Annotated in this window: 17 protein-coding genes; 7 read left to right on the top strand and 10 right to left on the bottom strand. The window is 62.6% G+C overall.

Features of this window, described 5'->3' with window-relative positions:
- Positions 1-81 precede the first annotated feature (81 nt).
- Positions 82-864, top strand: coding sequence for a type 1 glutamine amidotransferase (locus FXY94_RS06845; RefSeq protein WP_016664298.1), 783 nt, complete (start codon positions 82-84; stop codon positions 862-864).
- Positions 865-886: 22 nt separating this feature from the next.
- Here the strand turns inward: FXY94_RS06845 and FXY94_RS06840 are convergent, their stop codons facing one another.
- From FXY94_RS06840 to gcvT, 5 genes are all read right to left on the bottom strand, one after another.
- Entirely contained in the window at positions 887-2029 is a 1143-nt protein-coding gene (locus FXY94_RS06840) for a glycosyltransferase family 4 protein (protein WP_016664297.1), read from the bottom strand.
- A gap of 121 nt (positions 2030-2150) precedes the next feature.
- Positions 2151-3374 (bottom strand): cobalamin-independent methionine synthase II family protein, encoded by a 1224-nt coding sequence (locus FXY94_RS06835; protein ID WP_016664296.1) that lies wholly within the window; start codon positions 3372-3374, stop codon positions 2151-2153.
- A 124-nt stretch (positions 3375-3498) separates the two neighbouring features.
- The gene (gene gcvP, locus FXY94_RS06830) at positions 3499-6492 is read right to left on the bottom strand and encodes an aminomethyl-transferring glycine dehydrogenase (RefSeq protein ID WP_016664295.1); all 2994 of its coding nucleotides are present in this window, start codon (positions 6490-6492) and stop codon (positions 3499-3501) included.
- 22 nt (positions 6493-6514) lie between these two features.
- Positions 6515-6883, bottom strand: a complete 369-nt coding sequence (gene gcvH, locus FXY94_RS06825; RefSeq protein ID WP_016664294.1) for a glycine cleavage system protein GcvH — start codon at positions 6881-6883, stop codon at positions 6515-6517.
- A gap of 78 nt (positions 6884-6961) precedes the next feature.
- Positions 6962-8083: a glycine cleavage system aminomethyltransferase GcvT gene (gene gcvT / locus FXY94_RS06820; protein ID WP_016664293.1), complete on the bottom strand. Its 1122-nt coding sequence runs from the start codon at positions 8081-8083 to the stop codon at positions 6962-6964.
- Positions 8084-8242: 159 nt separating this feature from the next.
- Between gcvT and FXY94_RS06815 the strand changes: the two genes are divergently transcribed.
- Entirely contained in the window at positions 8243-8803 is a 561-nt protein-coding gene (locus FXY94_RS06815; RefSeq protein ID WP_172620176.1) for a GNAT family N-acetyltransferase, read from the top strand.
- Here the strand turns inward: FXY94_RS06815 and FXY94_RS06810 are convergent.
- From FXY94_RS06810 to FXY94_RS06800, 3 genes are read right to left on the bottom strand one after another with little or no spacing between them, the layout of a single operon-like run.
- A complete protein-coding gene (locus FXY94_RS06810; RefSeq protein WP_016664291.1) occupies positions 8800-9588 on the bottom strand; it encodes an SIR2 family NAD-dependent protein deacylase in 789 nt (262 codons plus the stop codon). The two genes, FXY94_RS06815 and FXY94_RS06810, sit on opposite strands and share 4 nt — an antisense overlap.
- A gap of 8 nt (positions 9589-9596) precedes the next feature.
- A complete protein-coding gene (gene trpS, locus FXY94_RS06805; protein WP_016664290.1) occupies positions 9597-10697 on the bottom strand; it encodes a tryptophan--tRNA ligase in 1101 nt (366 codons plus the stop codon).
- On the bottom strand, positions 10694-11704 hold the full coding sequence (locus tag FXY94_RS06800) for a LacI family DNA-binding transcriptional regulator (RefSeq protein WP_016664289.1): 1011 nt from the start codon (positions 11702-11704) through the stop codon (positions 10694-10696). Before FXY94_RS06800 ends, trpS begins: the two co-directional genes overlap by 4 nt.
- Before the next feature lie 205 nt (positions 11705-11909).
- Between FXY94_RS06800 and FXY94_RS06795 the strand changes: the two genes are divergently transcribed.
- The 5 genes from FXY94_RS06795 to FXY94_RS06775 all read left to right on the top strand — a co-directional run bounded on the left by FXY94_RS06795 (position 11910) and on the right by FXY94_RS06775 (position 19459).
- The gene (locus tag FXY94_RS06795; protein ID WP_016664288.1) at positions 11910-13184 is read left to right on the top strand and encodes a sugar ABC transporter substrate-binding protein; all 1275 of its coding nucleotides are present in this window, start codon (positions 11910-11912) and stop codon (positions 13182-13184) included.
- A gap of 119 nt (positions 13185-13303) precedes the next feature.
- The gene (locus FXY94_RS06790) at positions 13304-14887 is read left to right on the top strand and encodes an ABC transporter permease subunit (RefSeq protein ID WP_016664287.1); all 1584 of its coding nucleotides are present in this window, start codon (positions 13304-13306) and stop codon (positions 14885-14887) included.
- A 23-nt stretch (positions 14888-14910) separates the two neighbouring features.
- Entirely contained in the window at positions 14911-15807 is an 897-nt protein-coding gene (locus FXY94_RS06785) for a sugar ABC transporter permease (RefSeq protein ID WP_016664286.1), read from the top strand.
- Between the two features lie 7 nt (positions 15808-15814).
- Positions 15815-17764, top strand: a complete 1950-nt coding sequence (locus FXY94_RS06780; protein WP_147594904.1) for an alpha-amylase family glycosyl hydrolase — start codon at positions 15815-15817, stop codon at positions 17762-17764.
- A gap of 66 nt (positions 17765-17830) precedes the next feature.
- The gene (locus FXY94_RS06775; protein WP_016664284.1) at positions 17831-19459 is read left to right on the top strand and encodes a glycoside hydrolase family 13 protein; all 1629 of its coding nucleotides are present in this window, start codon (positions 17831-17833) and stop codon (positions 19457-19459) included.
- 79 nt (positions 19460-19538) lie between these two features.
- On the opposite strand, the gene FXY94_RS06770 is transcribed toward FXY94_RS06775, so the two are convergent.
- A complete protein-coding gene (locus FXY94_RS06770) occupies positions 19539-20339 on the bottom strand; it encodes an IclR family transcriptional regulator (protein ID WP_016664283.1) in 801 nt (266 codons plus the stop codon).
- 74 nt (positions 20340-20413) lie between these two features.
- The gene (locus tag FXY94_RS06765) at positions 20414-22168 is read right to left on the bottom strand and encodes a BCCT family transporter (protein WP_016664282.1); all 1755 of its coding nucleotides are present in this window, start codon (positions 22166-22168) and stop codon (positions 20414-20416) included.
- Positions 22169-22180: the final 12 nt, after the last annotated feature.

Raw genomic sequence — 22180 nt, 5'->3', positions numbered from 1 at the left:
GCCGCCGCGACCTCAGTCTAAACGATGGACGAAAGTCCTCCAAGTGCTTCGCGGCGAGTCCGTCTCCTGTATAACGGGGACATGGAGAAAAACACACGCCGAGCGCTCACCGTCATTCAACACGAGGACGACTGCCCACCGGGCATGCTCGAACCGCTCGCGCGTGCCGCGGGCCTCACGCTCAACGTTATTCGACCCTACCGGGGCGAAGCACTGCCGTCCCTCTCGAGCATCGCCTCCACGTCCCGCGGTCTCATCATCCTCGGCGGTGGCCCGGGCCCGCTCGAGGACGATCGCTACAACTGGCTCGCACCGTGCCGACAACTATGTCTTGATGCTGTCGAGACCACATTTCCGCTCTTTGGAATTTGCCTCGGCGAGGAACTTCTCGGAGCCGCACTAGGCAGTGCGATTACCCGCAGGCCGGAGCCTGCCGTCGGGCTCTGCACCGTAATAGCGCAGCCAGCTGCCGCCACCGATCCCCTGTTCTCCCGTGCCGAGCTTCACGAAACCGGGACGGTGTTCCGCGCATTCCAGTGGCACAAGGACGAAGTCTCCGCACTCCCCACAACCACTCCCGGTGGCGCGCCCATCGTTCCCCTCGCCCTCGACAGCGAGGGCCGCCTCGAAGCCTTCCGGGCTGGCGAGGCGGCATGGGGTGTGCAGTTCCACCCCGAGGTCACGCCCGCAATTGCGACGCGCTGGGCCGCTACGAGCGCACTCACGCCCGCCGAACGAGAACGCGATTCCTTCGCGCGCGAGATTGAACAGTGGCGCGCGAGCGCCCAGGGGGCGCACGGTTCCGACAGCGCCTTGCGGCTACTCGAAGCTTTCCTCCACCTTGTACAGCCAGCCCGCCACTAGGAGCGGCCGCGGGAAGGAAAGGTTACGCGGCTTGCGCTGATGCCTCATGCACGCGCGCAGCTTCGCGATAGAAGCCAAGGAGCTGTTCGGCGAGAACCGGCCACGTGCGCTGGCGCACCGAGTCCTGAGCGGCCGCAGCGAAATGCTCGCGTTTCGCATCGTCCCCGAGGAGGTCCTCGACGTAGGCACGAAGCTCATCGAGCTTGCCGGGCGTGTACAGCCAGCCCGTTCGCGAATGGTCGATGAGGTCGATGGGTCCGCCAGAGCGGGGGGCTATCGCCGGCAGCCCAGAAGCCATCGCCTCCTGGATCGTCTGGCAGAAAGTTTCGAGCTCTCCCGTGTGCACAAATAGATCGCACGTAGCCACAATCTCCGCGAGCTCGGCTCCCTTCTTGAACCCCGCGAAATACGCGCCCGGCATGGCCGCGCGAAGCTCTGCCTCGAGGGGCCCTTCGCCAACGATCACGAGGCGGACGTTGGGGAGCGATTCAAGCACGGCGAGGTCCTCGACCTGCTTCTCGGCTGCAAGACGCCCGACGTACACCACGAGCTTTTCCCCATTCGGGGCGAGGCGCTCGCGAAGCTCGTCGCTGCGTCGCGAGGGCGAGAACTGCGAAGTGTCGACCCCACGGCGCCAGATCTGCACGCGTTCGATGCCGTGCTCGACGATCTGATTGCGCGTGCTTGACGACGGTGCAAGATTCACCTCGCAGCGGTTATGGATGTCGCGGAGGAACATCCACATCGCTTCCTCGAGAACTGGTGCCCCGTACTTGCGCGTGTAGCCAGGAAGGTCAGTTTGGTAGATCGCGACCGTTGGGATGCCTCTTTTGACGGCGGCCTTCGACGCTGCGTTGCCGAGCAGGGCAGGGCAGGCAAGATGGACGACATCGGGATGAAAATCGTCGATGATCGAGCGAATGCGGTAGTTAGTCGTCGCACTCATGCGCACCTGGCCGTAGCCCATCATGGGTATCGACAGCACGGGGATGATTGGCACGCGCTCCGCGCCGAACGTCAATTCATTCGGGATACCGGGCGCGCCGGGGGCGACAATCCGCACCTCGTGGCCGGAGAGAGCGAAGCACTCGACGACGCGAAGAACGGAGTTGGTCACGCCGTTCATATGGGGAAGGAACGATTCGGCAACTACGAGGATTTTCACGCTTCCGATTGTGCAGCCTCGGAGCAACGCCCACGATAAAGACACGTGTCCCCAATGTGACGGGGGCGTGAACGCTACGCGTCACGCCCCCCGTCACTTTCGCGGCTGGTCGCGGATGACCTCAGTACTTCGCCGAGGCGATGCCCGCGCCCTCCACGAGGGACTCGAGCTTCGCCCATGCGATCTCCGGGTGGATGCGGCCGCCAAGACCACAGTCGGTCGACGCAATCACACGCTCGGGGCCCACGATGTCCGCAAAGCGCTCGATGCGCTGCGCCACGAGCTCGGGATGCTCCACGACGTTCGTCGAGTGCGAGACGATGCCGGGAACGATCACGCGATCCTCGGGCAGCGTGACGTCCTTCCAGACAACCCACTCGTGCTCGTGGCGCACATTCGCCGCTTCGAACGAGTAGTACTTCGCGTTAACCTCGAGCATGAGCTCGGCGAGATACTTGAACTCGAAGTCCGTCACGTGCGGCCCGTGCCACGAACCCCAGCACGTGTGCAGGCGCACGAGCTCGCGAGGGATTCCATCGATCGCACGGTTGATGGCATCGACGCGCTTCTTCGTGAACGCGAGGTAGTCCTCAACGCTCGGCTCAGGGTTGATCTGGTCGAAGTTCTCGGCAAGCGAAGGGTCATCGATCTGGATCTGAATGCCGGCGTCGGTGATGGCCTTGTACTCGGGGCGCATCACCTCCACCCACGCGTCGAGGAACGCATCCGGATCACCGTAGTATTCGTCGTGAATTCTGGCGCCCGAGCCCGGCGACAGGGTCGAAAGGTAGCCCTTTTCATATCCCGACTTCTCAAGTGCGTGCGAGAAGTTTCGAATGTCGTTCGCGCACAGGTCCTTACCGAGTTCGGAGAAGGCAACCGGCCCGGTGGCAGCAGGAATGATGAACGTTTCCGGCTTGTCGTTGGTCGTGGGAACACCGGTAACGGGATCGGCGTACGCTCCAGGGAAAAGGCTGCGGTCGCGGCGATCCTCGAAGCTCGTCAAGACAATCTTGCCGGGCTCGCTGCGCTGCGGTTTTGCATTGAAGAAATCGGTCCCCGTGAGCTCGAGCCCCTCGGTGCGGTCGTAGATGTATGACCACCAGGAGCCGTAATTCACGGCTGAGCCCATCGCCTTGCCGTACTCGCCATCGCCCGGCACGGAAATACCGATCTCCTTCTGGCGGGCCACGACGCCATCGACCGCGTCCGCGAGGATGCGTTCAAACTCAGGCGATTTCTTAGGGGTGAAGCCGTCGGCCTCAAGCTCCCTGTTGTAGTTCGCGTCGATCAGTTCTTGGGTGCGCGGGAGCGAGCCCGCGTGTGTGGTGAGTATCTCTGTCATGGCCATCAACCTACGAGATTCGCAGCGGCGTGGCCAAACTCCGGTTCACGCTCGTTCATGTTTCCCAAGACCCACGCAAAAGTGGGGCGCTCCCGGAGGAACGCCCCACCCTTAGGCTGCGCTATTAGCCCTGTTCGTAGGCGTCAAGCGGCTGGCACGAGCACACGAGGTTGCGGTCACCGTATGCCTGGTCGATGCGCCTGACCGGCGGCCAGTACTTCGCCTGGTACTGCATCTGCTTGGTCATGTGGAAGTCAGGGTCATAGCCCGCTTCGCTCGCGGCGTTCACACCCGGGTACACGGCTTCGTCACGCGAGTAGGGATGATCCCAGTCCTCGCGCGCAACCGAATACGCGGTGTGCGGGGCGTTGACGAGCGGGTTGTCGTCCTTCGGCCACTCGCCCGACACAACCTTTTCGGCTTCGTCCGCGATCCGGTGCATAGCGAGGATGAAGCGCTCGATCTCCCACAGGTCTTCCGATTCGGTCGGCTCGATCATGAGGGTGCCCGCAACGGGGAAGCTCATGGTCGGAGCGTGGAAACCGTAGTCAATGAGACGCTTCGCGACATCATCGACGGTGATACCCGTGCGGTCGGTGAAGGGTCGCAGATCCACGATGCACTCGTGCGCCACGAGCCCGTTTTCCCCGCGGTAGAGGATCTCGAACTTCTCGCTGAGCCGCTTCGCCATGTAGTTCGCGGCGAGCACGGCCGATGCGGTCGCGTGGCGCAGCCCCTTCGCGCCCATGAGGCGGATGTAGGTCCACGGGATGGGCAGGATCGACGGGGAACCGTACGGTGCCTGCGACACAGGTGCGCCGCCGTGGGCGCGATCCGCACCGCCGATAACGGGGTGCTCCGCGTTTTGCATGTCCGGGTGCCCCGGCAGGAACGGTGCGAGGTGGGCCTTCGCCGCAACGGGGCCGACGCCGGGCCCGCCACCGCCGTGCGGAATGCAGAACGTCTTGTGCAGATTCAAGTGCGAGACGTCGCCGCCGAATTCGCCCGGCTTCGCCACTTCGAGCAGCGCGTTGAGGTTTGCGCCATCAACGTACACCTGCCCGCCAGCATCGTGCACGAGCTGCGTGATCGTACGGACTTCGGACTCGTACACGCCGTGGGTCGACGGGTACGTGATCATGATGCACGCGAGTTCATCGGCGTGATCCTTGATCTTCTGCTTGAGGTCGTCGAGATCCACGTTGCCGTTAGCGTCGCTCGCAACAACGACGACGCGCAGGCCCGCGAGGACCGCGGAAGCGGCGTTTGTGCCGTGGGCCGAGCTCGGCACGAGGCACACGGTGCGGGCGGATTCGCCGCGGCTCGCGTGGTAGGCGCGGATCGCGAGAAGACCCGCGTACTCGCCCTGCGAACCAGCGTTCGGCTGAAGCGACACGGTGTCGTAGCCTGTGACGTCGGCGAGCCAGGTTTCGAGCTGAGTAATGAGCTCGACGTAGCCTTGAACGTCGCTTGCGGGCGCGGACGGGTGGATCGCGTTGAACTCGGGCCACGTAACTGCGGCCATTTCGGTCGCGGCATTGAGCTTCATCGTGCACGAACCGAGCGGGATCATGCCGCGATCGAGAGCGTAGTCCTTATCGGCGAGACGGCGCAGGTAACGCATCATCGCGGTCTCCGAGCGGAACGAGTTGAACACGGGCGCCTCGAGGAACGAGGACGTGCGCGCGAGTTCGCCCCAGGTCTCACCGGGCTGAGCCCATTCGTCAAAAGCCACGTCGCCGACGTGCGAGGGCGAGAACTCCGAAAATACCTCGATGATCTCCGAAAGCGCGCTCGGCGTGACAGTCTCGTCGAGGCTGATGTGGACAGTGTCCGCATCGGGATGAGCGACGAGGATGCCTCGGTCGTCGAAGGCCCGAGCAATGTCCTCAGCCTTGCCGTTGACGGTCACTTCAAGGGTGTCGAAGAACGTCTCGTGCTTGAGCTGGAAACCGTTCGATGTGAGCCACGCAGCGAGTGCGGCGGTGCGGCCAGCGACCTCGCTAGCAATCTGCTTGAGGCCTTCGGGGCCGTGGTACACGGCGTACATCGACGCCATAACAGCGAGCAGGACCTGCGCCGTGCAGATATTGCTCGTTGCCTTCTCGCGGCGAATGTGCTGCTCACGAGTCTGGAGGGCGAGGCGATACGCGGGGTTGCCCTCCGCATCGAGGGAGATACCCACGAGTCGGCCGGGAATCTGCCGCTCAAGCCCCTTCGAGACCGCCATGTAGCCGGCGTGCGGCCCACCGAAGCCGAGCGGAACGCCGAAGCGCTGGGAGTTACCCACCGCAACATCCGCGCCGAGCTCGCCGGGTGAGGCAAGGAGCGTGAGCGCGAGCAGATCCGCGGCCACGATTGCCTTCGCCTTGTTGGCCTGAACCGCGGCAATCACGTCGCGAGGATCCCACACGCGACCCGAAGCGCCCGGGTACTGCACAAGCGCGCCGAAGTACTCGCCCGACGGAGCGCCATCGTTCGCGAAATCGACATCCTTCAGTTCAATGCCAACGGCCTCGGCACGGCCGCCGAGAACAGCGCGGGTCGACGGCAACACGTCGGTGTCCACGAGGAACACATTCGACTTATTGCCGCGGGCCGCGCGGCGCGCAAGAAGCATTGCCTCGGCAGCCGCCGTGGCCTCATCGAGCATCGACGAGTTTGCGATCTCGAGGCCCGTGAGGTCCCCGATCATGGTCTGATAGTTGAGCAGCGCCTCGAGTCGGCCCTGCGAGATCTCAGGCTGGTACGGCGTGTACGCCGTATACCAAGCTGGGTTCTCGAGGATGTTTCGCTGAATGACCGAGGGCGTGTACGTGCCGTAGTACCCGTGGCCGATAAGCGAGCGCTTCACGGTGTTTTTCTTCGCAAGAGCGCGAAGCTCCTCGAGAGCCTCGGCTTCGCTCGCGCCTTCGGGAAGCAGAGAATCCAGCCCTTCGTCGAGAAGGATCGTGCCCGGCACGGCCTTCTCAAGAAGTGCACCGAGCGAGTCGAGGCCTAGTGCCTCGAGCATTCTCTTCTGGTCCTCGCTCGCAGTGCCGACATGCCGACGAACGAACGAATGAAGACCGTCGATCGCCGAATTATCGACAGCGACGTTGCTGTGGTGTTCAGACATGAACGGGAAACTCCTCAAATATTTACTTGCTGGTCAGTTCGCTGTATTCCTCGGCCGAGAGCAGATCATCGGGGATATCGGTGACCTTGACCTTGATGAGCCATGCTTCGCCGAAGGGATCGTCGTTGACCTTCTCGGGGCTTTCGACGACGTCCTCGTTCACCTCGGTGACCTCGCCGGATAGCGGGGCAAAAAGATCCGAGACCGACTTCGTCGACTCGATCTCGCCCATCTCGGTGCCGGCCTCAATTTCTTCACCGACGGAGGGCAGGTCGACGTAGACAACGTCGCCGAGCTGGTCAGCAGCGAAGTCGGTCACGCCGATCGTTGCGGTGCCGTCGCCTTCCTCGCGCACCCATTCGTGGTCCTTGCTGTACTTCAGATCCGACATCTTTGTTCCTTTCAGAGTGTGTGAAGCGTACCTTCGTGAAAATCCTACGGGCCGCCTCCTGGTAGGCAGCCCCACGCGTCACTTGGCGCGCGAGTAAAACGGGAGAGATACGACGGTGGCGGGCAGCGCCTTGCCACGCACATCAATCGACAGTTCCTGACCTTCGTTCGAGAGGTGAGGCTCAACGTAAGCAAGCGCAATCGGGTAACCGAGAGTCGGTGCAAGCGCGCCCGAGGTCAGCTCCCCTACCTCCGTGCCGTTCTCATCGTGAAGAACGTAGCCCGCGCGGCCGGCGCGGCGACCGTCGGCCTTGAGCCCCACGAGCACTCGGCGATCCGAAAAATCCTTGCCCTCGAGGGCTTCGCGCCCGACGAAATCGCCTTTCGACTTGAAGGCGACCACACGGCGAAGGCCCGCCTGTGCCGGGACGATATCGAGGCTCAGCTCGTGGCCATAAAGGGGCATGCCGGCTTCGAGGCGGAGCGTGTCGCGGCACGCGAGACCGCACGACTGGATGTTCTCGCCGCCAACGCCAGCAATGGCCTCCCACGTCTTCACGCCCAGGGCGTTCGGAACGTAAATTTCGAAGCCGTCTTCGCCCGTGTAACCGGTGCGGGCAAAAAGGATTTCCTCGCCCTCGTAGGTTCCCGCAAGAATGCGGTAGTACTTAAGAGCATCGAGAGCATCGAGATCCACCTCGATGCCTTCGCGTTCAGCAAAGCCGCGCACGATTTCCGCGGACTTCGGGCCCTGAACCGCAACGAGCGCGATCTCCTCACTACGGTCAGTGACCTCGACGTCGAATCGCTCGGCGCGCTCCTTGAGAGCGGCGGCGTCGACGAGGCGATTACCCGCGTTCGGGACGGTGAGGAAGCGATCCTCCGCGAGGCGGTAGACGATCAGGTCATCGATGATGCCGCCTTCCTCGCTCAGCAAGAGCGAGTACTTCGCGCGCCCCACCTCAAGCGAACTGATCTTGCCCGCAAGCGCGTAGTCGAGCGCTTCGCCAGCCTCTGGGCCCGTAAAGAACACCTCGCCCATGTGCGAGAGGTCGAACTGGCCGGCGCGCTCGCGAACGGCGGCGTGCTCGGCGAGATCCGAGGTGTAGCGCACGGGCATATTCCAGCCCGCAAAATCGGTAAAAGAGGCGCCCTCACGCTCGTGAACGGCGAACAGTGGGCTGTTGATGAGCTCGGCCATCGGGTTTCCTGCCCTTTCTTGCGCGATATTCGCGCGGTGTATCCCGCGTCGTCGCGGGGTGTCCGGGTTGCAGTGACATGAACACGACTAAAACACACGGTGACCCGCATCGCGAGCGCACCTCGAAATGTCTCAGGCGTCACAGTTAAGCTAGTGGTCGTGAGACGCGAACACGAACCCTATTGGCCAGTTCGGCTACGCACCGAACGACTTCATATCCGGGAACCCGGAGAGGCAGACCGGGACGACTACGTGCGACTCATGACCGATCCCTCGGCGAGCCGATACCTCGGCGGAGCCGTGAATTTCGGCTCGCGCCAGGCTCTCGAACTTTCCCCACTCGGGAACACGTGGGGCGCCTGGATCATTGCGCACGGCGCAACGGATCAGATGCTCGGTATCGTCAACCTGAATTACGATCGCGACGAGCTCGAAATCACGTACGCGCTCCTGCCCGAATTCGTCGGTCACGGATACGCGCGCGAAGCCGTCAGGCGCGTCATCGAGTTCGCTAGAGACACCCTCGACGAACCCGTCATGATCGCCGTTGTTCAAACGTCGAACAAGCGCTCGGTTGAACAGCTCAAAAAGATCGGCTTCCGCGTACGCCGCGGACTCGAAGAATTCGGGAGCCAGCAGCTCCTCATGGAATACCCGCTGCAAGCCGAGCCGGGCGAGTGTCGGACCTCCGTCACCGCACCCGAGATCCCCACACTCTAAAACGGGTCGAGGAACGGGTTGCGCCTCTCGCGCCCGCGGTGTTCCGCCCAGCGCGCGAGCACCGTGTGGGCGTCTTCCCGCACCACATAGTCGAACACACCCGCGAGGCGGTCCGAGTCCGCGTACGGGTCGATACACACGGTCACCGCACCCGAAGCGCGCGCAAGCGGCGCGAGCAGCGATGCCGGGGCAACCGTGTTCGACGTACCGACGGCGAGGAACACGTCGCAGTTACGCGCCGCGTTTTCCGAATACTCGAGCACTCCGCTCGGGAGCATCTCGCCGAAAAGGACGATGTCGGGACGCATGAGAGCCCCGCACACGGGGCAGTCGCGCGGCACCCCGTAATGCTCGGGATCGGAAGGATCACGCTCGGGATCGAGGCGCACGGCGAGTTGCGCGCGCCACGTGCACTCCGGGTTGAGGCACACAGCCTCCGCCGCGCTTCCGTGCAGTTCGGCAACATCGTGCGAACCGGCGAACTGGTGCAGCCCGTCGACGTTCTGAGTCAGAATCGTTGCGTCGAGCGCTGCGAGAGCTCTATGCCCGGGGGTCGGCCCAGCGATAAGCGCCCGCTCAAACACGCTCCCCCACACGCGCCACAGGATCGGCACATTTCCCGGAAGACGACTGACGTCCATTGCCGCCTCGAGATCGGGGTTTTCCTCCCAGATCCCACCCGGCCCGCGGAACGTCGCAAGCCCGGCCGCAGCACTCAGCCCGGCACCGGTCAGCGCGACGACCCGCTCATGATGGGGTCGAAGCTCGAACGAACGATTTCTCACGCGCGCACTCAGTAGCGCATGCCCATGCGGTCGCGGACCTCATCGAGGGTTTGGACCGCCTGCTCGCGCGCACGCTCCGTGCCCGCGCGCAGCACCTCGAAGAGGTAGTCGGGATTCGCCTCGAGCTCGGCGCGACGCGCCCGCACCGGTTCGAGATGAGCATTGAGGGCGTCGGCGCACATCACCTTGAGCGTCCCCGCGCCCTTATCACCGATCTCCTCGGCGATGTCCTCCGGCGCGCGGCCGGTACATTCAGCAGTAATGGTGAGGAGGTTCGAGACCTCGGGGCGATTGTCGGGATCGAACGTAATGAGGCGCTCCGAGTCGGTCTTAGCCTTCTTGATCTTCTTCGCCGTTTCCGCGGCGGTCATCTTGAGCATGACCGTGTTCCCACGAGACTTCGACATCTTGTCGCCGTCGAGACCGAGAATGACAGCGGCCTTCGAGAGCAGCGCATCAGGCTCCGGGAAATACTTTTCGCCGCCGGCGAAGCGCTCGTTGAAGCGTCGCGCAATGAGGCGGGTCTGCTCGATGTGCGGGAGTTGATCCTTGCCAACCGGAACGAGATTGCCGTGGCAGAAAAGGATGTCTGCCGCCTGGTGGACGGGGTACGTGAGCAGCAAGCCGCCCATCGCGCTCTTGCCCGCAGCCTGCATCTCCGACTTCACGGTGGGATTGCGCTCGAGTTCCGGCTGCGTCACGAGCGAGAGAAACGGGAGCATGAGCTGGTTGAGTTCGGGAACACCCGAATGCGCGAAGATCGTTGCGCGCTCAGGATCGATGCCCGCAGCGAGGTAGTCGGTGAGGAGCTCGCGCACCGAGCCCTTGATATCCCCCGCGACGTCACGATCCGTAATCACCTGGTAATCAGCGACGAGGATCCAGGTTTCTACCCCCTGCTGCTGAAGGCGAACCCTGTTCTTGAGCGTGCCGAAATAATGGCCTATATGCAGAGCACCCGTGGGGCGATCTCCGGTGAGCATGCGAAAGACCGACGGGTCCTTCGCAAGCTGTTCCTCAACCTGAGCGTTGCGCTTGAGCGCCGCCTCGTAGGTCTTATTGGGAATGTCGGCGATATGGGTCGTGGGGGCAGAGTCGGTGGTGTTCACGCCTTTAAGCCTATCGTGTTCGCGGGCGGTGAGGTGGTTTGCCGAACCACGAGCTCGGGACGGACAACGTAGACGGCGCGAGGGGCTTGCCTCGACTCCCCCGTTGCACTGCTCACGCTTCGTATGGCGGTACGCGCGATGGCCGGCACCGGTTGGCGAATTGTTGTAAGCGCGGGAGTATGGTGCGCCGCGAGCGGAATATCGTCGTACCCCACGACCGACATGTCCGCAGGCACTTGGAGCCCAAGATCACGAATCGCTGCGATTGCCCCGAGCGCCATTTGATCACTCCCGCACACCATGGCCGTGCATCCTTGGTCGTAGAGCTCAAGTGCGGCCTGGTAACCACCCGCAAACGAAAAATCGGTATAAGCGACGCATCCGAACTCGTGGGGCCAGTGCTCCTCGAACGCCGCAACCTTGCCGCGTACCGGCCACGAGTGCTCGTCGCCAACCGCGAGGCCCACGCGCACGTGACCGAGGTGCCGCAAGTGCTCGAGCGCGAGAAAGACCGCTTTCGAATCATCGGTGCTGATGAAACTCGCGTCCAGCCCGGGGCGCACCCCGTTAATGAGGCAGAGCTTGATGCCGCGTTCGGCGCACGCGATGTAGTGATCGATGCTCGTTTCATCGTGCGCGTGCTGACCCGAGACAAGAACGATCCCGCGCGCGCCGGCGCGTATGAGGCGCTCCATGGAGGCGGCTTCTTGCGCCTCGCTTCGCGCGTTGATGCTCACGAGAGTCTCGAGGTCCGCGGCGTAGGCCTCAGCTTCGAGCCGCTCGAGAAAGAGCGGGAAGATCGGGTTTTCCATGTTGGGCATGACAAGGCCTACGAGAGGCGCCGCGTCATCGATTGCACCGTCGGTACGACCGAGCAGGCGCGCGACTGAAAGAACCTTGTCGCGAGTTGCAGCGTTGACACCGGGTTTGCCCGCAAGGACGCGCGACACGGTTGCTTCACTCACGTGCGCTTTGCGCGCTATATCGATGAGTCGCACCTTCGCCATACGGTCCCTCCAGGGCCAAAAGTGTCGCGCGTGGAGCGGCGTCCACATTGATAAACCATGCGCGCGAGCTGAATTATCGAACTGCAAGTTTCTTGCGATCTTTCTGATATTTTTGCACAACTTTCGCTTTCGCGCTACGGTGAAAGCACGACATACCCCCGTCGCCCCGCGCCTACGCGGGTCCACCATTTCAAAGGAGAACACGGTGAAGATTCGCCGCAAGACTTTCCTCGCTGCAAGCGCAGCAACCATCGGCGCTACTGCCCTCGCCGCATGTGGCGGCGACAAATCGGGCTCGAACTCCTCGGGCGCTTCGGACGGCGGCGCGAGTGGCGACGAGTCCAAGGCCCCAGAACGTGCCGACGCCGACCTCGTCATCTGGACCGATGAGAAGAAGGCCAACTCCCTCAAGGACGCCGCAGCCAAGTGGGGCGAGGCAAACGGCATGACCGTTGCCGTGCAGATCGTGGCGACCGATCCGCAGGCGAACTTCATCACCGCGAACCAGGCCGGCAACGGCCCTGACATGATCCTCGCGGCCCACGACTGGATCGGCAACCTCATCCAGAACTCCGCCATCACCCCGGTTCAGCTGAGCGCGAAGGCAACCGAAGCCATCGACGAAATCGGCATGAAGGCCGCAACGTACGAGGGCCAGGTGTACGGCCTCCCCTACGCCGTCGAAACCCTCGCCCTCTACTCGAACAATGCCCTCACGGACGTTCCCGAACCCAAGACGATCGAAGAGCTCGTTGAGGCAGGCAAGGCCTCGGGCGCCGAGGACATCCTCTCCCTCCCGATCGGTGAGGAAGGCGATGCCTACCACATGGAGCCCCTTTACACCTCGGGCGGCGGCTACCTCTTCGGCAAGACCGCCGAGGGCGACGCGGACCCCTCCGACATCGGCGTGGGCAAGGAAGGCTCGATCGCGGCGGGCGAAAAGCTCAAGGAGCTCGGTGCAGCGGGAGTCCTCAAGACCTCGATCACGGTCGAGAACTCGATCGCGCGCTTCACCGAGGGCAAGGCCGCCTACCTCATTTCGGGCCCTTGGGCTATTGCCGACATCGAAAAGGCCGGCATCGACTACACGATGAGCGAAATCCCCGGCTTCGAGGGCATGAACCCCGCCGAGCCGTTCGCGGGCGTCAACCTCTTCTTCGTTGCCGCCAACGGTAAGAATGCGGTCAACGCTCAGACCTTCATCCAGTCGATCGCCGAGGACACGACCGTGATCGAGGAAATGTTCGCGATCAACACCCTTCCGCCCGTGCACAAGGAGCTCCAGAAGAAGCTCGGCGCCGATCACCCGAACATCGTGAAGAACGCTGAGCTTGCGACGAAGGCGCTCCCTATGCCCGCGATCCCCGCCATGGCCGCTGTGTGGCAGCCGCTCGGAATCGCCCAGGCCAACATCGTCAAGGGCGCCGACCCCAAGGACGCCATGGAGTCCGCAGGCGAACAGATCAAGTCGCAGATCTGATCCCCGCGGGAGACTTCCCCTTGACACTCACGCGTGCGGGTGGGGGCGCACGGCTTCGGCCGCCGCCTCGTCCGCGCGCGTGACCCCTTACTTCGCCCCTTTAGGAAGGGTCCACGCCCATGACCGCAACGGATGCGCCCGCGTTCAAGGAACGCTCCACGTCGCTCTTGCCCCTTATCCTCAAAATCGTCTTCCTCGGCGCGGTTCTCGCAACCGCGTGCTGGCTTGTGCCCGTGCTGATCGGCCTCAAGCTGTGGATGTGGCTCGCGATCACCATCGTCGTCACGATCGCGATTTTCTGCATCTACTCGACTAAACGCTTCATCCCCGCGAAGTACATCTTCCCGGGAACGTTCTTCCTTCTGATCTTCCTCATTACGCCGATCCTCCTCACCGTGAACTACTCGTTCACGAACTACGGTGACGGCACGCGCGGCACGAAGGAACAGGCGATCGCAGCTATCACCGGGAACTCCGTCAAGGAGGTTGAGGGATCGACCCGCTTCAACGCGTCCGTCGCCACGACCGGTACGGCAACCGACGGTCCCTTCGAGCTGTACCTCGTGGACCCTGAGACGGGCGATATTTTCAAGGGAAGCGCCGAAACTCCTCTCGAGAAGGTTGACCCTTCCGAGGTCAAGGTCGAAAACAAACGCGTGGTTGAAGCCGGCGATAACGTCACCATGCTGACCAACGATGAGATCAACAAGGCGGGCAAGAAGATTACCGAAATCGCCGTCGAGAAGAGCGATACCGAGGCGATCCGTCTGCTCACGCCAAAGTTGGCATTCGAGGGCACCAAGGTCATGCGTTATGACGAGGCGTCCGACACGATCACGAATTCCGAAACGGGCGAGACCTGGTCGATCAAGAAGGTCGGAAGCAGCGAGAAGTTCGTCAGCGACAAGACGGGGCAGGCGCTCTCACAGGGCTGGCTCCAAGGCGTCGGTCTCGATAACTACGCGCGCCTGTTCACGAATGGCAAGATCGGCGCGCAGTTCTTCAAGGTGTTCCTGTGGACCCTCGCGTTCGCATTCCTGAGCGTCGCTACGACGTTCATCTTGGGGCTTTTCCTCGCGCTTGTCCTCAACGACGACCGTCTCAAGGGCAAGCGACTGTACCGTTCCTTCCTGCTCCTTCCGTACGCGGTCCCGGGCTTTATCTCGCTGCTCATCTGGTCGAACTTCTACAACAAGGACTTCGGTCTCATCAATAACTTGCTCCACCTCGACATCAACTGGCTCGGGGATCCGACGATGGCTAAGGTCGCGGTGCTGCTCACGAACCTCTGGATGGGTTTCCCCTACATGTTCATCATTTGCACGGGTGCTCTCCAGTCGATTCCGGAGGACATCAAGGAGGCCGCCCGCATCGATGGCGCGAGCCGCTTCCAGACAACGGTTCGGGTCATCGCCCCGCTTCTGCTCGTCGCCGTTGCGCCCCTGCTCGTGTCGTCGTTCGCGTTCAACTTCAATAACTTCAACGCGATCCAGTTGCTTACGGGTGGCGGCCCGTTCGGCCAGGGCGAATACACGGCCGGCGGAACCGACATTCTCATTTCGATGATTTACCGCATCGCGTTCGGCGGTTCCGGCGCCGATTTCGGCTTCGCCTCGGCGGTGTCGGTCGCACTGTTCTTCATCACGGGTCTTCTCGCCGCGCTGCAGTTCCGCGCGACGCGAGTGCTCGAGGACTTCAACTAGGGCGCGCGAGGTAGGAGAAAACAATGTCTAAGAACAATCCTCAAGGCTTCGAGCGTTCCAACAAGATGCCCTTCGGCCGATGGTGCGCCGAAATCGGGTGGCGTCACCTCGTGGGTATTGCCGCGATGATTTTCGCGGCGATCCCGATCCTCTACGTGATCTCTGCGTCGCTCAACCCGCTCGGCACGGTCAGCTCGACCTCGGTGATCCCGACGCAGTTCAGCCTCGTGCATTTCGAAACCCTCCTGAGCGGTGCACGCGGAAACTTCTTGCAGTGGGCCCTGAATACGGTCATCGTCTGCGCGGTCGTCTCGTTCACGCAGATCTTCCTGTCGCTGCTTGCGAGCTATGCCTTCAGCCGAATGCGGTTCAAGGGCCGCCGCGGAGGTCTCCTCGCGCTCCTGCTCGTCATGATGTTCCCGGCGATCCTCTCGATGATCGCGGTGTACACGATGATTGCGGATCTCGGTCAGGCGATTCCGTTCTTCGGTCTCAACTCGCTTCCGGGCTACATCATCGTGATGCTCGGCGGTTCACTCGGCCAGGTGTGGCTCATCAAGGGCTTCTTCGACACTGTTCCGAAGGAACTCGACGAAGCCGCAATCATTGATGGTGCGAGCCACTGGCAGGTGTTCTGGCGCATTCTCGTGCCGACCCTCACGCCGATTCTCGCCACAACGTTCGTGCTGTCCCTCGTGGGTGTCATGAGCGACTTCCTCCTCGGCTCGATCTTCCTCACGGATGACAGCAAGAAGACTCTCGCGGTGGGGCTCTACGGCATGCTCCAGGGCGATCGCTCGAATAACCTCGGCATTTTTGCGGCCGGTGCGGTCATGACGATGGTTCCGGTGATCGCGCTGTACCAGTTCCTCCAGAAGTACATCGTGGGTGGCTCGACCGCCGGCGCAGTGAAGGGCTGATCGCTGCGTGAGGTCGTACGACGAGGACTCGGCCGTGCTTTTGGCGCGCGAACCTTTCCACGACAGCTCGCGCGTTGGGGTTCCCTCCCGGGCCGCGGGGCTCGACGCGTCCGTTCCACTTCGCGTGTGGGTTCCCGATTCGGTGCAGGATCCGACGGTTGTCTTGCGCCAGTTGATGGATGGGGAGCCCAGGTTCGTCACGTGTACACGGGGCGATGCCGACGGTGCCGGGCATTGGTTCGAGGCTGAACTCCTCGCGCGCAATCCGGTGACGAGGTATCGCTTCCTCGTGACGGGGCGCGAAGATGGCAACTCGGTGTACGAGTGGGTTACGGCCGCGGGAATCGCCGATCACGATATCTCCGACGCCCACGATTTTACGTATCTCGCGAGCGGCTCGAAGGCCCCTAAGTGGCTTGAAGGCGCGATCGTGTACCAGGTGTTCCCGGACCGTTTCGCACGTTCGGTCTCGAGCGGGGAACTTCCCGTGCACGAGCTTCCCGAGTGGGCGCTTCCGATGCAGTGGGATGAGCCGTGCGAAGAGAACGGCGAGCGCAACGGTCGTCAGATCTACGGGGGCGACCTCAAAGGCCTCGAAGAGAGGCTTGGCTACCTGCAGGATCTTGGCGTCAGTGTCGTGTACATGTGCCCGGTTTTCCCGGCAGGTTCGGCGCATCGCTATGACGCCTCGACGTTCGAGTTCGTCGATCCTCTACTGGGCGGCAACGAGGCCCTGGTTTCGCTCACCCGGGCCGCTCATGCGCGCGGCATGAAGATCGTCATGGACCTCACGACAAACCACACGGGCAATACCCACGAGTGGTTCGCACGAGCGCAGGCTGACGCGACGAGTGAAGAAGCAGGCTTCTACTTTTTCACCGAGCACCCCGACCGCTACGACGGCTGGCTCGGCATCGATTCGCTCCCGAAGCTCGATTACGAGAGCGCCGCGCTTCGCGAGCGTATGTACGCGAGCGAGAATTCGATCGTTCGCCGCTACCTCGAGCCCCCGTTTAACGTGGACGGCTGGCGCATCGACGTTGCGAACATGACGGGTCGCCACGGCGCGCAGGATCTCACGCACGAGGTTGCCCGCGAAATACGCGAGGCAATGCGAGAGGACACATGGCTTGTCGCCGAGCATTTCCACGATGCCTCAGCCGACCTTGCCGGTGACGGCTGGGATGGCGCGATGAACTACACCGGCTTCACGAAGCCGCTGTGGGCGTGGCTGAGCCCGCAGCATTCCTCGGTGATGTGGCTCGGCCTTCCCATGCGTGTACCGCAGCTTCCCACACGTGCAGTTCTTGCAAGTCTGCGCGACTACAACGCTCAGCTCACCTACGAGGCTCGCCTTCATTCACAAAACCAACTGTGCTCGCACGACACGGCACGCAGCCGCACCGTGTTCGCCGACCCGGATCGCCACGCGGCTGCTCTGGGCGCGCTCGTGGGGTTGCCGGGTATCCCCACCCTTTTCGCCGGGGACGAGCTCGCACTCGAAGGTAACAACGGCGAGCACTCACGCACCCCGATGCCGTGGGGGGCTATCGATGCCGGTGCTCTCCCCGACAAGGCGCAGCGTTGGCGAGAGCTGACGAAGCGAGTTTTTGCGGCACGTCACGCGTTTCGAGCCCTGCGAAGCGGCGGCATGCGCTGGCTACACGCTGGGCGTGACTCTCTGACCTTCATACGCACCGATGAACAAGAGCCGGTTCTCGTCCATCTTGCGCGGGCGGCGCACGACGAGATCGTCCTTCCCGAATCGCTCGTACTTGCTTCCGCCAGCGGGCACGACCGCGCCGCGGTGTGCTCCCCGGGCCTCACTCTCGAGACCGCGGGCTCCACACGTGGCGAGCAGCCGTCGGAACACACACTGACCCTGCGCGCCGAACGCGCGGGCTTCGCCCTCGTGCCCTTGCGATCCCTCACGGCCGCACCTACTCGCGGCCGCTGAGCCGCCCCCCAACTGTTCCCGCCCGCACCTCGTGGGCACCCTGTACAACCCAAGGAGGATTTCCACATGGCCAACGAATGGTGGCGCGACGCCGTTGTTTATCAGGTGTATCCGCGCTCGTTCGCTGACGCAAACGGTGACGGCATGGGCGACTTGCCCGGCATCACCGCCAAGCTCGACTACCTCAAGGACCTGGGCGTCGATGCGCTGTGGCTCTCCCCGTTCTACACGTCCCCGCAAAAGGACGGCGGCTACGACGTCTCGAACTACACCGACGTTGATCCACGTTTCGGCTCGATCAGCGACGCCGACGACCTGATCGCCCGCGCACACGAGCTCGGCATCAAGGTGATCGTCGACATCGTTCCGAACCACTCGAGCGATCAGCACGAGCTGTTCCAGAAGGCCCTTGCGGCAAAGCCCGGCTCGCCTGAACGCGATATGTACATGTTCCGCGACGGCAAGGGCGAAAACGGCGAACTTCCGCCGAACAACTGGCAGTCGATTTTCCACGGCAGCGCCTGGACTCGCGTCACGGAAGCCGACGGTCAGCCGGGCCAGTGGTACCTCCACATTTTCGATACCTCTCAGCCCGATTGGAACTGGGAGAACCCCAAGGTTCACGAACTATTCGAGGGCGTTTTGCGTTTCTGGATGGATCGCGGGGCCGACGGCTTCCGCGTGGACGTCGCGCATGGCATGGTGAAGCCCGAGGGGCTTCCCGATGCGCCAGAGGCCAAGGAAACCGCGATGCTCGATACGGGCGATGACGACGACATCCCCGTGTATTTCGATCAGGACGGCGTGCACGAGATCTACCGCGAGTGGCGCAGGGTCATGAACGAGTACGACGGCGATCGCATGATGGTCGCCGAGGCTTGGGTTCCTAAGAACCGCCAGCACCTCTACGTGCGCCCCGACGAAATGCATCAGATCTTCAACTTCGGGTTCCTGCAGGCCGGTTGGAGCGTCGAGACCCTCACGTCGGCGATCATGGAGCCGCTGACCTTCGCGAATGAAGTTGGTGCCCCCACGACGTGGGTGCTGTCCAACCACGATACGATCCGCCACGCGACCCGCTACGGCTTCGATCACGGCTACCGCTTCGGCGAGGGCCTCTCACGCGAGGAAAACCCCGACTTTGAGCTTGGCGTGCGCCGCGCACGCGCCGCCACGGCCCTCATGCTGGCCCTGCCCGGATCGGCGTACATCTACCAGGGTGAAGAGTTTGGTCTTCCCGAGGTCGCGGACATCCCCGACGAGCTTCGCGAAGACCCTGCCCACAAGCGCGCAGGTGTTCCGGGCCGCGACGGCTGCCGCGTGCCGCTCCCCTGGGAAAAGAATGCTCCCGCCTACGGCTACTCCCCGACGGGCGAGGCGTGGCTCCCCCAGCCCGAGATCTTTGGCGAACTCGCCGCAGACCAGCAGGCTGGAAAGCCCGATTCGACGCTCGAGATGTACCGCACGGCCCTGCGCCTTCGCCGCGAGCTCGAGCTCGGCAAAGGCACAGACGTCACGATCAACGATTCCCTCGGTGAGGGCATCCTCTCGCTCACCTCGGGTCCCATCACGGTGCTCGTCAATACGACCGATCAGGATCACGCCCTTCCCGAAGGAGCCGACGTCGTGTTCGCCTCCGTTCCAGACGCGAAGACCATCCTCGCCGCGAACTCAACGGTGTGGATCAAGAAGTAAGCACCGCCCGCCTGTAGGCGACCGACGCAAAACCGGCAGGCGTCGGACCCGGAACCCACCGGGCCCGGCGCCCGCCTTTTTAACGAAAGTTCTCGGGCGTAAACCCCATGCTGCGCCCCACTGTTTCCGCGGCTTCGCGCACAGCTGGGCAGAGAGTGTCGATTCTTTCCTCCGAGGTCCGGAACGCAGGTGCGGCGAGGAGAAGCGCCCCCACGATCCCTCCGCGGTGATCGAAGATAGGGCTTGCGATACCGACCTCGTCTGCGTTCGAATCGCGATTGTTGACCGCGTAGAGGCGCTCGCGAATCTCGGCGCAATGCTGATCGTAGGACTCTTTGCTCCAGCCGAGTACCGCCGGCTGAACTTCGTCAACTCCCTCGACTTTCAGGCCGGGCTCTCCCCCGCCCCATGCGTGGAAGACTCGCACGGTTGCGTGGGCGAGCGACAGGTAGCGCGTGCCGATCGGGGTGACGTGGCGGATCATTTCGGTGCCCTGCACCTGCTCGACCACGATCGCCTCTACCCCGTCGAATACGCACAGCGACACAGTCTCGCGGGTCTGTTCAGCGAGTTCTTTCATGGTGGGGTACGCGAGCGAGCGCAGATCCAAGTGCGACAGGAGCGGGCCAACGATCGACAAAAGCCCCCAGTTCAGCCGGTATTTTTTCGTCTCAGGGTTTTGCGCAACCATGCGTTCAGCCTCGAGGGTGCGCAGGGTTCGTGACACGCTCGACTTGTGAAGTCCGACGGCCTCCGCAATTTCGGTGACGCCGCATTCGGGCTCGTCGACAGTGAAGCATCGAAGGATCGCAGCGACGGTCGAAATGGTGGAGTTCGAGCGCGGTGCTTGAGGTGCGGTATTCGTGGTCGCTTTCGTCATGACGGTTCCATGTTAATCGCCACGAGAAGTGCCCCGTATCGAGCGGGGCCCTCTCGCCCATCGTGTGGCGAGCGTTATTCCTTCTCGGGAAGCCTCGGGATGTTGGCGGGAATCTCCTCCGGCGGAAGCGGAAGGCCGTGCTCATCAACCGTGAAGTCCTCGGGGCGAACCTCGGGGTCGTTGACCTCACGCTCGAGCAAGCGGGTCTCGCGGTCGCGGTGCCGCAAACGCCTGAAAAGGTTGATGATCATGAGCAGCACCACGAACGAGAATGGGAACGCACCGATGATCGTTCCGGTCTGCACGGTGTCCACAACCGAGTCGGAGCCGAGCGAAAGGAGCACAATCGCGACAACGGCGATCGAGACAACAAGCACGACCCTGAACGCGCTGCTCGCCTTCTTCGGCGCATTCACGAACTCCGCGAGCGCGTACGTGCCTGAATCAAGAGAGGTCACGTAGTAGGTGCCCACGAGGACGGTCGCCACGATAATGAGGATCGTACCGATGAAGGGGATCATGCCAAGCATTTCAAAGAGGCCCGCAGCATTATCGATCCCGACCGCTTCGGTGACAGCACCGCCGCTCTTCTCGTCGTAGAACATCCCGGCCGAGGCGATGATGCCCACCCAGACCATGACGATAATCGACGGCACGATCGTCACCCCGACGACGAACTCGCGGATCGTGCGGCCACGCGAAATGCGCGCAATGAAGCCGGCAACGAAGGGGCTGAATGCAATCACCCAGCACCAGATGAACACGGTCCACCAGCCGTTCCAGCTGTCCTGCCACGAATCGATCGGGGTCATCGTGAGTTCGGGCGCCGTAAAGAAGCTCATAGAAAGGAAGTTGCTGATGAAACTTCCCGAGGTTTGCACAAGGTTCGAGAGGATATAGACGGTGGGTCCGAAAAGAAGCACACCGAGCACGAGAACGACCGAAAGAATCGTGTTGAGCTCGGAAATGCGTTTCATTCCTTTATCCACACCCATGAAGGCGGAGAATGCTGCAAGAACAGCGAACACAGCGATCACGATGAGCCACACCGTATTGCCGCTTTCCAGACTCGTGAGCGAGCTTAGACCCGAAGAGAACTGAATGGCGGCAAACGAGAAGCTCGTTGCAAGACCGAGAACGGTCGCGATGATCGCAAGCATCTCGATGACCACGCCGGCGGGGCGCTGCGCCTTCTTAGGAAGGATGTCGACGGTCGCCTCCCTGAAGGTGAGGGTTTTGCCGAGGTTGTGGTGCGAGTAGGCAAGGCACGCAGCGATACCGCCATAGATCGCCCACGCCGTAAAGCCCCAGTGGAAGTATGTCCACACGATTCCGCCCTCGCCCGGGTTCCCCGTGATCGGGAGGATCGCCGCATCTTCCTTCATCATGATCGGCTGCGCGAGTGACCAGAAAATGAGGCCAATGCCCTGCCCGCAGGCGAAGAGCATCGAATACCACGCGAAAGCCGAGTGCTCGGGCTTTGCTTTCGGACCTCCGAGGCGCACCTTGCCGAGCTTCGAAAACGTCAACCACACGCACAGGGCGACCGCGAGCACCGAGTAGGCGACGAAATACCAGGTCCACCCCGCCGTGATCTGTGTGCGAAGGCCATCGATCACGTTCGCGGTTCCGTCGGGGTTGACGACGACCGCAATGACAACGCACACGATAAGGATCGGTGGAAGCGCCTTAATGATGAGCGAATCGATAGGTGGAATGATCGAACCGCGGAAGCGAGGAAGCTGCACCTCCGTGGTCTGAGTGCTCGGCTCCTCGAGCGAATGCTCTGGCCCAGCCTGATCCGGTTCGGGCGTTCTCGGTCGGGGCATAGTTCTATCCTT

The sequence above is a fragment of the Dermabacter jinjuensis genome (assembly GCF_902381725.1).
GTDB classification, from domain to species: Bacteria; Actinomycetota; Actinomycetes; order Actinomycetales; family Dermabacteraceae; genus Dermabacter; species Dermabacter hominis.
The sequence above is the reverse complement of the archived record's forward strand: the minus strand, read 5'-3'. Positions and strand labels throughout refer to the sequence as shown.

Excerpts from the sequence above, each read along its gene's own strand:
- FXY94_RS06845 (WP_016664298.1), top strand. The coding sequence starts at position 82 with ATGGAGAAAAACACACGCCGAGCGCTCACCGTCATTCAACACGAGGAC.
- FXY94_RS06835 (WP_016664296.1), bottom strand. The coding sequence starts at position 3,374 with ATGACAGAGATACTCACCACACACGCGGGCTCGCTCCCGCGCACCCAA.
- gcvP (WP_016664295.1), bottom strand. The coding sequence starts at position 6,492 with ATGTCTGAACACCACAGCAACGTCGCTGTCGATAATTCGGCGATCGAC.
- gcvH (WP_016664294.1), bottom strand. The coding sequence starts at position 6,883 with ATGTCGGATCTGAAGTACAGCAAGGACCACGAATGGGTGCGCGAGGAA.
- gcvT (WP_016664293.1), bottom strand. The coding sequence starts at position 8,083 with ATGGCCGAGCTCATCAACAGCCCACTGTTCGCCGTTCACGAGCGTGAG.
- FXY94_RS06800 (WP_016664289.1), bottom strand. The coding sequence starts at position 11,704 with ATGGCGAAGGTGCGACTCATCGATATAGCGCGCAAAGCGCACGTGAGT.
- FXY94_RS06790 (WP_016664287.1), top strand. The coding sequence starts at position 13,304 with ATGACCGCAACGGATGCGCCCGCGTTCAAGGAACGCTCCACGTCGCTC.
- FXY94_RS06785 (WP_016664286.1), top strand. The coding sequence starts at position 14,911 with ATGTCTAAGAACAATCCTCAAGGCTTCGAGCGTTCCAACAAGATGCCC.
- FXY94_RS06775 (WP_016664284.1), top strand. The coding sequence starts at position 17,831 with ATGGCCAACGAATGGTGGCGCGACGCCGTTGTTTATCAGGTGTATCCG.
- FXY94_RS06770 (WP_016664283.1), bottom strand. The coding sequence starts at position 20,339 with ATGACGAAAGCGACCACGAATACCGCACCTCAAGCACCGCGCTCGAAC.
- FXY94_RS06765 (WP_016664282.1), bottom strand. The coding sequence starts at position 22,168 with ATGCCCCGACCGAGAACGCCCGAACCGGATCAGGCTGGGCCAGAGCAT.